Annotated in this window: 8 protein-coding genes; 3 read left to right on the forward strand and 5 right to left on the reverse strand. The window is 58.4% G+C overall.

Annotated features, from left to right (window positions below; translation table 11 throughout):
- On the reverse strand, positions 1-188 hold a 188-nt coding region (locus AC07FD_RS17830; protein ID WP_478350910.1), incomplete at its 3' end, for a hypothetical protein.
- On the opposite strand from AC07FD_RS17830, the gene AC07FD_RS17835 reads away from it, so the two are divergent.
- A complete protein-coding gene (locus AC07FD_RS17835; protein ID WP_478350916.1) occupies positions 105-1,220 on the forward strand; it encodes an IS4 family transposase in 1,116 nt (371 codons plus the stop codon). The genes AC07FD_RS17830 and AC07FD_RS17835 overlap by 84 nt on opposite strands.
- Before the next feature lie 588 nt (positions 1,221-1,808).
- Here AC07FD_RS17835 and AC07FD_RS17840 read toward each other — a convergent pair.
- Genes AC07FD_RS17840 through AC07FD_RS17850 form a run of 3 tightly spaced genes read right to left on the reverse strand, consistent with a single transcriptional unit; the run spans position 1,809 to position 5,728 of the window.
- Positions 1,809-3,182, reverse strand: a complete 1,374-nt coding sequence (locus tag AC07FD_RS17840) for a hypothetical protein (protein ID WP_379018608.1) — start codon at positions 3,180-3,182, stop codon at positions 1,809-1,811.
- Between the two features lie 10 nt (positions 3,183-3,192).
- Complete coding sequence (locus AC07FD_RS17845) at positions 3,193-4,347, reverse strand: ATP-binding domain-containing protein (protein ID WP_478350911.1); 1,155 nt, start codon at positions 4,345-4,347, stop codon at positions 3,193-3,195.
- Positions 4,348-4,357: 10 nt separating this feature from the next.
- The gene (locus tag AC07FD_RS17850) at positions 4,358-5,728 is read right to left on the reverse strand and encodes a serine/threonine protein kinase (RefSeq protein WP_478350912.1); all 1,371 of its coding nucleotides are present in this window, start codon (positions 5,726-5,728) and stop codon (positions 4,358-4,360) included.
- 677 nt (positions 5,729-6,405) lie between these two features.
- Between AC07FD_RS17850 and AC07FD_RS17855 the strand changes: the two genes are divergently transcribed.
- Both AC07FD_RS17855 and AC07FD_RS17860 read left to right on the forward strand, forming a co-directional pair.
- On the forward strand, positions 6,406-6,843 hold the full coding sequence (locus tag AC07FD_RS17855; RefSeq protein ID WP_478350913.1) for a Ros/MucR family transcriptional regulator: 438 nt from the start codon (positions 6,406-6,408) through the stop codon (positions 6,841-6,843).
- 137 nt (positions 6,844-6,980) lie between these two features.
- Positions 6,981-7,268 (forward strand): hypothetical protein, encoded by a 288-nt coding sequence (locus AC07FD_RS17860; RefSeq protein ID WP_478350914.1) that lies wholly within the window; start codon positions 6,981-6,983, stop codon positions 7,266-7,268.
- A gap of 11 nt (positions 7,269-7,279) precedes the next feature.
- On the opposite strand, the gene AC07FD_RS17865 is transcribed toward AC07FD_RS17860, so the two are convergent.
- Positions 7,280-8,956, reverse strand: coding sequence for a RecQ family ATP-dependent DNA helicase (locus AC07FD_RS17865; protein ID WP_478350915.1), 1,677 nt, complete (start codon positions 8,954-8,956; stop codon positions 7,280-7,282).
- Positions 8,957-9,585: the final 629 nt, after the last annotated feature.

Genomic DNA, 9,585 nt, shown 5'->3' on the forward strand with positions numbered 1-9,585 from the left:
AGCACCAAACGCTTGTCGTCGTTTAGACGCGCTTTTGAAAAGCCATCAACATTATCCTGCAGGACACGACCGAATTTATCTACAGCCGCGCGCAGCCGGGCAAAATCGGCTTCACCAAGACCATCAACGCCGGGCGCTACAAGGCCGGGCAGCCCAACGTGCAGACCTTGTGCGGTGTGCTGATGCATTCGAGCCTGGCCGTCATCCTCACCGGCACGCCCCTCGGTCTGACGGCGGCGAAGTTCTGGACACGAACGAAGTTCAAGGGAACGCTCGCGCTCAAGCGGCACATCAATCCCACGCGCGTGCCAATCGAGACGAAGGAGAGCTATCGCTGGCTGGAGAACCTAAGCCAGTCCATCGCGCTCGTTGGCGCGCCCGAGTGCTGCGTGCATGTGGGTGACCGGGAGAGCGACATCTACGAGCTCTCTTGCACCGCGCAGGACCTTGGCACGAGCTTCCTCGCGCGGGTGCAGACGAACAGGCTGGCTGAGCGGCCTGCCGATGCTGCCCCACACGATCCTGCTCATCGCGTCTTTGCCCAACTTGCGGCGGCGCCTTGGTCGGGACGTCATCGCATTACGGTCGATCAGGACGAGACGACCTGGCTGCAGGTGAAGTTCGCCACCATCAACACCTTGCCGCCCGTGGGCAAGCAGAAGCGCTACAGCCCGCAGGTTCTGACATACATCCACGCTCTCGAAGAGGATCCGCCGCCCGGACGCGATCCGATCGACTGGAAGCTGGTGACCAACTTACCGGTCGACGATCTCTCCGCGGCGGCCGAGAAGCTCGGCTGGTACGCCCTGCGCTGGAAGGCGGAGGTGTTCCACAAGGTCATGAAGTCCGGCTGCCGTGCCGAAGAGGCGAGACTGGAGACCGCCGAGAGGCTGGCGAAGTTCCTCGCCCTCATCGCAGTGGTCAGCTGGCGTATATTCTTCGTCACTATGTCGGCGCGCGCCAAGCCGGACGCCGCGCCCGACAGCGTTCTCACCTTCGCCGAGATCACTGCGCTCGACCGGATCGACGCGTCCCGAACGCGACCGCGTCTCCATCGGCCTACGCTCGCCGCTTACCTCCTGCAAATCGCCATGCTCGGTGGCTATCTCGCCCGCAAGCATGATCCGCCTCCAGGCAACATGGTCATCTGGCGTGGCATAACTCGCCTGCACGACATCAGCTTCGGCATCGCCATTGGATCAAACGATGTGGGTAATTGAAAGCCTGACCGGGGGGTTACCTTGAGAGAGGAACCATGATTGAGCATACGTGGTCCCCTTGGTCCGCTCTCAAAGGCTTTGGTCGAAGCGATCGCTAAGCCATTGTGACATGAAGAGGATCAACCCTGTGAGGTGACAAACAACCAAGATGAAACTCTGCGGCCGGGATGTGACGTGATGAGGGAGTAGCCCGACCGCTCCCGTCAGAGGCAGAGGAGAGAATTAGGAGCCAAATAGCTCTAATCCCAGGCGCCTAGCATCCTTGCGGCAGCGCTGGCTGGCTTCATAACCCGATGGCGCTTCGTGCGGCCATCGATCGCCGTCACACGGGTCGAAGGCCTGCAACAGCATCGCACGCAGCAAACGCTCCGGTGCGGTCGAGGGCCGGCCGAGCCCTGGCGGATAAAGCACCGCAAAATCCCGCATCGTTCGGGCAGCAGTGAATCACGCTCCACACAACCGCGCCAGCACTTCTTCGACAGCCTCTAGGCGGCAAACCTATCGAAATCCAAGGAAAGACGAAGGTTCGCAACCATAGCTCCCCGTGGTCGACAACGGCACGTGCATCCTCATGCATTCCATTGGCTTCTAATATTTCCGACGGGCGTTCGTATTCCGCCCCGGCGGTCGGTCAGATTTTGGAATAGATTCTGATGCGGAACTGCTGTCCATCCTGGAAAGTATCGCAGACGAATGCGCCATCAGGGCTCTCAATTCTTTGATGTCCCGCTGTTGCTCGGCTCGTGAATTCATCGAGACGGCACCAACCCTTGAAATGCTCTGCCTGGACGACACCCCCGGGTAGATCTCAACCGACACCGAACCGGCCTGCCCTCGTGGCAGTTGTTCAATATCCGGTCCGATACCCGCAAGCTCGAGAACCGAGATATCGTCGGTAGGGAAGCTGTACAGAACTCGCTCCGCGCACCAATCTCGAGCCATGCGTCTGCCCATGCAATTAAACTCGGTCATGATGTCGCTACTTGCCTGCAGGCCTGACCACGCCGCGAACCAAAGAGGCGCCATCGGAAGACCCGGTCCGGCCGACAGCGCCGCCGGAATGAACCGGAAGGAACCGCCGCCGAGGAGGCTCAGAAGACACCCAGCGACGCAGTCTCTCAACTGCCCTGCGTTGCCCGTGGAATTGTTCAGCAGCGAGATTGCTTCCTGAATCGCTCGAGCGCGTCCCTCCCTCGTTCCGCGGAAGCGAGAAAGGTCCCCCCTTAGTTCGGGAAGCGAAGAGAGTAGGTCCTCCAGAACTGAATCCTCGATCCGACCGCTCTCGATCACCTGTCGCATGGACCTGATCATGACGGATTCACCAGCAGGTCGGTCGGAGGAACCACCGCCATGCACCGCCAGCTGAACGACCTGCCAAAAGCTTCCGAGGGCTTCGATGTCAAGTGGTAGCTGCTCGCCGCCAAGCTCGGATCGTAGAGCCTGCCATCCGCGGCCAATGGCGAAGACGTCGGCATTGGGACTGAGTGCGAGCCCTTGAATCGCGGCTGCTGAGTATGTAGCGCCTGTAGCCGCGAGGGTGATGGGCCGCCCGGATTCGTGCGGATTCGGCGATCGGAGATAGAGTGCCACCTCTACGATCGCGGTTCCAACGAGCTTTTGGACAACTGGTTTCGTGTTCCGTGTGGTCAAGCCGAGGTCGTCGGCCAATAGATCGAGTTGCCCCGTCGTCACAACCCGAAAGAATGCAGAGAAGGGAGTGTAGTCGGTGACGTAGGTCGAGACAAAGGCAAAGAAATCACGCACCTTTCGCTCATCCACGACGACGATTGGACGACGTTCGGGATCATACCGCTGCTGATGATCTGACAGCGCGACAGCACAGAACTTTGATGAGAGCTGCTTGCGGATGGCGGTAAGACCAAGATTACTGGGCGTCAGAGGCGACTTTTGTCCTACCCAGGCCAAGAATTCCTCTGTGTCCAAGACGGAAATATTCAACATTCTTCCCTACCTAAGCGAACAGGTCGTCGAGCGTCGGATCACTCGTCGAGGCTTCATGGAGCGCGAGGATGCCCTTTTCAAGATATCCAGGAATAGACTTGTCATAGTAGATGCGCAGTGAGGTTTTTGCGCGCGTCACGCCCGTAAACGCGAGATTCTTCTGCAAGTCACGGAAACGGCTGATCCTCTCCATGCCGAGAAGATGAACTGCACGGAATTCAAGCCCCTTCGCGCTGATGATAGTCGTCACGATGACACGTTTGTTCGGTTCGAAGGCTGCATACCCACCCGCGAAGTTCTGCGTCTGCACTTGATCCTTGACCTTCGAGGATAGGAGGAGAGCGGCGACCCTGGTGGCGTCTTCCTGCTTGGGGCACAGGACACCGATGGTTTCGTCCGGATAAGCGAAAAGCTGCGTCTCGATTTCGGGAATTGCAGCCGCAACCTGATCTGCGAGCCCTAGACCTGAATGCGGTATCACCGACGACTCGAAATCCTGTTCGTTGTACTTCGACGTCGCCTCCATTCCTTCCTCGGAATCGATTTCGTTGCGGATGCCGTCCGCCACCCGGCATATCTTGATGCCATTCCGATAATGCTTCTTGAGGACGACTGGCTCGCCACATTTCGCCTCCAAGGCGTTCAGCCCACCTTTGGCGCTTGTGACGCGCTGTCTGTCATCGCCAACGGCATAGATCTGGTCGGCGAAGCGGGAAATCACCTCGATCTCTTCGGCCGAGTAATCCTGCGCCTCGTCCAGGAGAATGCAGTCCAGCACGTTGATGTTCTTCTTCAGCGCAGCAACTACCTTGAGTCCTTCGAGAAGCCGTATGCGAACCTCCCCGAATTCACCGGAGGCATCGAATGCGACCCCATTCAATGCCAGGAGCGAAGCACCCCACTGCAGGTATGTCTGGATCTTATCCGACGAGAACGGATAGTGCGTAGACCCCGCTACCAAAAACTCCTTCAGGACGCGACCGAACGTCAGCACGGTGATGTTCGTAACGCCTGCTTTCGCGAGGAATGTCGCTCGGAGAAGCAAAAGATTTGTCTTCCCGCAGCCGGCCGGGCCCAGGACGAGATGGTCGCCCTCTTTGGGGAGGCTGATGACCTTCTTCTGGTCATCATCGAGATCGCTTGTTTTCTTCCACCAGGTGCTCATGCGTGTGCTCTCACTTGAACTCAAGGTTCAGCCAGCTATCAGCCTGAGGCATCTGGCGTTGAACGAAGTCTATAATCTTGTACAGGATGTCCTCGAGCGACGTATGGAGCCGCGATGGATCGTAAATGCCCGAGAAAAAGGGGATGCGGCATTCGAAAGGCTCAGGTGGGGCGGTCGACATGTGTATGCAGACGTCCACGGCAACAGCCTTTGCTTCCGCGTCGACGATCTCGATGCAGAAGATCACTGACAACTCGGGCATCAGGTGCGCTTCTGACTTCTCGAAGGTCATCTTGACCGACGGAGCCTTCCGAGGATATCGGGCTATAGTGGCATAAGGTGGGAATTGGTCATTTTCCGAACTGACACGCCGGACCGAATCCTTGGTAGACGTTATGATCTCCTCGAGAAGGGGCTTGACGAAATCCGGCTTGTTCTCCGTCACTGCACCCGATCCCGCCTGTTCAACGAGAACACGCTTGATGACTCTCTCTTTGATGCCAGCGATCCCGCTCGCAGCTGCTTTCGGAGGTCTAAAGGATTCCCACGATACCATGCGCAACCGATCCTTAGGGTCCTTCAGAAGGCACATTTTGGCGAGATCTACGAGGTATGATGGCACTGACGAATTCTGAATATTCGGAGTGACTTCCTGCACCGCGTTGACCAAACGCGCGAATGGTTCGGCATACTCGCTGAAAATGGGCTCCCGCATTATCAGATCGTGGAGCACCGCTCCAATTTGATAGAAGGTGAGTGCGCGCCAACCATCCGTTGTTCCATCCTCTTCGCGAAGGAGAAACTCGGGCGAACTATATTGCAGAGTACCGATGAACGGGTGCACGCCCTCGATGTCAGTGACCCCCGGGTCCTTCACGGGCTTCAGGACTCCGAAGTCGAGTAGCGTTACTTTCTTCAGATCCTCGCTGACCTGGATATTTTCCGGCTTGATGTCTCGATGAACTAGGCCCAAGCCTTCCAGATATTCCGCGCAGGCCGCGATGTCGGCGATGAATCCTCCGATCGCCTCGACGGGAATGTCTTTGAGTCGCTTCTTTAGATTGCTGCCCTGAAGAAACGCCATCACAATATAGTGGTTTTTTGTCCCTACATCGTATCCTCCGTCGAGGATCTCGACCATGCTCGGATGGCCGCGTCCCTTGAGGGAGACTTCCCGTTCGATGCGCGCAAGCTGCGTCTTGTCGCCAAAGCGCTCGATCAGCTCCTTGTCGAACACCTTTACAGCCGCTTGCTTCGCACCATTGGTAGCTTCGAAGACTGCGGCGGACTTCCCGTGATCGATCAGTCTTACGATCGTCCACTCTTTAATCATCAGGCCCTTTAACTGGTCCTCGAGTAGATGCGCCCTTGCAGTGTCCATGTATCGATCCCGACTCGGATGGGCGAAATACCTCATTTCCATCGATGCATGTCAACGAGTCCTCGGGTCGATTTGTAAGATCGGAGCCAGCCAGGATACGCCAGAGACTTGGGAGCCAACATACCACCCCGGCTGCTCCCTTGATTGTTTGCTTTCAGGATGAGGCCTTTCACAGGCAGGCAAACAGAAGTTCGCGCCTCCTCGAACAGCATCGGACATCCGGCAGTCCAAGGCGCCGACCGCATCCAGAGTGTCACATCGATGGAGCTGCACTCGTCAGCCAGCTTGTCCAAACAACGCGTTGATGGCTACAGGTATTCAAGCGATCGATTTCACCGCCCCCGCCGGACATCAAGCGCCCAATCGACCACTTTTCAGATGTTTGGCCACATGCGTGTGGAACAAAGGGCGCTTTTGAAGCGGGGGCGGCTATAACGGGTATCATCTTGCGGGTTTCGGCAATTGAGCTTGGTATGAAAGGCCCTCCCCGCCTTTTCGGCCTCGGCCCTGGGCACGGTTCGATTTGGGAAAACATTTCCTAACATTGCCGCGCACGAACACCATTCAAACCGATGCAACCTGGGTCAGCTACGATTTCAGTACAAAGACTAGTTATGTTGTTGATCGAACCCCACCGGGCAGTTAGTGAGACAGATACGCTTCAAAGGAGAAATCGCTTGACCGACGAGACTGTCAATCTGATCGAACTAACCGCAGATATCGTTTCCGCCTACGTCAGTAAGAACCCCGTGCCCGTGGCATCTCTCCCGGAACTGATCGCCAGCGTGAATTCGTCGCTCGCCAAGATTGGACAGCCAGCCGAACCCGATATGCCGGCCCAGTTCCCCGCAGTGAACCCAAAAAGGTCCGTATTTCCCGACTACATTATTTGCCTCGAAGACGGGAAGAGATTCAAATCGTTGAAGCGGCATCTGGGTGTCCACTATGGCCTCACTCCTGACGGGTACCGTGAGAAGTGGGGGTTGAAGTCAGACTACCCCATGGTTGCGCCCAACTATGCGGCCGCGAGGTCCGAAATGGCCAAGGCACTCGGCCTTGGCCGCAAGGCTGTGCCCGCGAAGGTAACCAAGAAGCCTGGAAACCGGAAGGCCTGAAATTTCGACATGCCCCACTCGGGCGCAGCGGAATTGAAGCGCGCAACTGCTTGCCGACAAATGGAAGCAGAGGATCGAACGGGACGGCCAGCCTGCCGGCAATTTCCGCCATCAGCGCCACGTCGGCAGGACTTCCGTTGCGCAGCATGGCGCACCACCTCGAGCTTTCGATCCTCGAGGCCCAGCGCAGCGGCAATCTCGTCGTCTTGGTCGGGTACCGTCCCATTCGGCAGGTTGATACACGCCAGGCACGCCATGTCGTCGTCGAATCCGTGATGCGACACTCCAAGGTCACCTCGCTGCGTCCAGGAGTTGATCGTCCAGCGGGGGAGCGCGCCTTGCACGGCGATTCGATCCGCGGCGGAATCAAGCGCAACCGCCACATGCCGCATCGAGCCCGCTGGAAGATGCGCTGCACTGCGTAGACACCATGAACCTAGCTGGCAATAGCCTTGGCAACGTACCCCGCGCTCCCTCGGCGCCTAATCTCAGCATGATCGCAATGATCACAACAGAACCGGAAACGTCGAGTCTTCCTCCGGCTGCTGAATACCCAATCCAGAATCCTAACCGAAGGGCTTGGGCGCCGAGCGATCTTCGGCCCTTGGAAATATTCCGAGATTGCAGCGCGCATGCATGACCGCGTCCTCATTAGTTCGCTGACCTGGTCAATCTGATGATGGCGCTGCTCCAGCATCTGCTCCCGGTCGAGCGCGAGTACCTGCGCTGCCTCCACCGTTTTCTCGGCCATGAAACGCAGCCTTGAGATATCGCGGCCGATACTCGAACCACTATGGAACATAACCGCCACGGAAGGCTTCCCATCCCTTCCGGCGCGGCCGAATTCCTGCAGCTGGTCTTCGACCGATGCCGACTGCTGCCAATGGATCACGAGGCGGACGTTCGGGACGTCGAGGCCCATGCCAAAGGCGTTGGTGCAGATGATCTGGTCAACGACCGGCCTGCTTTGCCCAAGGAAGCGCTTGACGAGTTCCTGCCGTTCCCATGCGTTTCCCAACCTGGAATGATAGAGCGGCACTTCAATCCCGAGACTGCGCAGGGCCGCTTGCAGTTCCTCGCCGACGTTCGTTGACGGCACGAAGACCATCGCCTTCTGTCCCTGGAGCTGTGGCAACCGCAGTAGCGATGCGATTTCGACGGCTCGCCGATCGGCTGCGCATCGCCATCGGAGGAGTGCGATATTCGGTCTGTCGACATCGCGCACAAAGACCTCGGCGTCCTCGATGCCGAGCGATTTCAGGATGCGCTGCTGCATCTCCTGCCCGGCGGTCGCCGTGAACGCCAGGACGGGTGGCGAACCTAGCTTTTCGCGGACCTCCTTGAGGCGGCCGTATTCCCGCCGGAAGTCCCTGCCCCATTGATCGACGCAGTGGGCCTCGTCTATGACAATAAACGAAGGCCGCGTCTGCTTCAGGCGAGCACGTTCGCTCTCGCTCCTGACGAAGAAGCGCTCGGGAGCCAAATAGAGCAACTTGATCGCGCCCCGGCCTAGCAGTGAGAATCGGGTCTGTTTCTCCTCGACGCTCAGATCGCTATTGATGAAGGTGGCAGGGATCTTTTTCGCCAGCAGATCTGACACCTGTTCCGACATCAGGGTCTTCAGGGGGCTGACGACCATGGTCAGGCCGCGGCGAAGCACGGCAGGCAGCTGAAAGCAAAGGGTCTTGCCCGATCCGGTCGGACTGACGACCAGGACCGATTTTCCAGAGAGCGCAGCCAGCACGATCGGCAACTGGCCTTCCCGGAAACGATCCTTCCCGAACAGCCGGAGAGCCGGCCCGAAATTGCCCACGCCTTCAGAAACCTTGCCTTCGGTATCCAACCAGCGGGCAAGCCTGACCGCCCATCGCTCGATTACCCGTCTCGCAAGCCTGCCAGCCAGGTTTGGGTGATGGGCTGCATGGCAACCATCGCAAAGGGTGACGAGGTTCGAGAGCTCGTCCGTTCCACCCATTGATCTCGGCAACAGATGATGCACGTCCGCTTGGGCGGATTTCACCGGCGTAGAGCACGAGACGCAGCGGCAGTGGTCACGCTGGACAACCTGAAGGCGTATCTCATGCCACGAGTCGATGACAATAGGTTGACCCATTTCTGCTCGCGCCCCGTCCTTCGAAGCTGCGGAGTAGCAGAATAGTTTTATGAAAAGCTGACCAATGTCATCGTCACGCCGAGGTCCAGGCGGCGCGGATGGTGCCGACGTCCCCGTCGACAGGTGACTGTACAGCCGATGCCGGTGTCGGCCTGGCCCTGCCCTATCGCCGCCGCTCACCAGGTTAGCGGTGGGCTGATGCCGGACCCGGCCCGCCGAGAAGGGAGAGCGCAATGAGTGAAGCCCGCGCCCACCCGACCAAGGCTCCTGACATAAGTGCACATTGAAGCGTGCTACCGTGACGCGGGCACCTGGCCGAGGGCGCGAAGCTCCTCATAGACCCGGATCAGTGTCAGCCGCTCCCGCTATGGCTTCGCCGCGTTCGCTGACAGCAGCCGGTCCCACTCTTCCCGCCTGGCGCCCTGCGCGGATAAGGTTGATGCTTGCGCTCGTATCGGAACTCCCTCTCGCTCCGAATGCGGCGGTCCCCTTCACTCCCTTAAGGCGAAGGCTTTGGATTCTCAGGTGGAACAGTAAGCGTGCATCCCCAGGCGCTTCACAACGCCCGGTTCGCGTATTATACCAAGAGTCATTGGGTTTGACCGACATGGGCCCATTCTCGCATTCCG

This window comes from Mesorhizobium waitakense (assembly GCF_056431085.1).

Excerpts from the sequence above, each read along its gene's own strand:
- AC07FD_RS17840 (WP_379018608.1), bottom strand. The coding sequence starts at position 3,182 with ATGTTGAATATTTCCGTCTTGGACACAGAGGAATTCTTGGCCTGGGTA.
- AC07FD_RS17865 (WP_478350915.1), bottom strand. The coding sequence starts at position 8,956 with ATGGGTCAACCTATTGTCATCGACTCGTGGCATGAGATACGCCTTCAG.
- AC07FD_RS17845 (WP_478350911.1), bottom strand. The coding sequence starts at position 4,347 with ATGAGCACCTGGTGGAAGAAAACAAGCGATCTCGATGATGACCAGAAG.
- AC07FD_RS17850 (WP_478350912.1), bottom strand. The coding sequence starts at position 5,728 with ATGGACACTGCAAGGGCGCATCTACTCGAGGACCAGTTAAAGGGCCTG.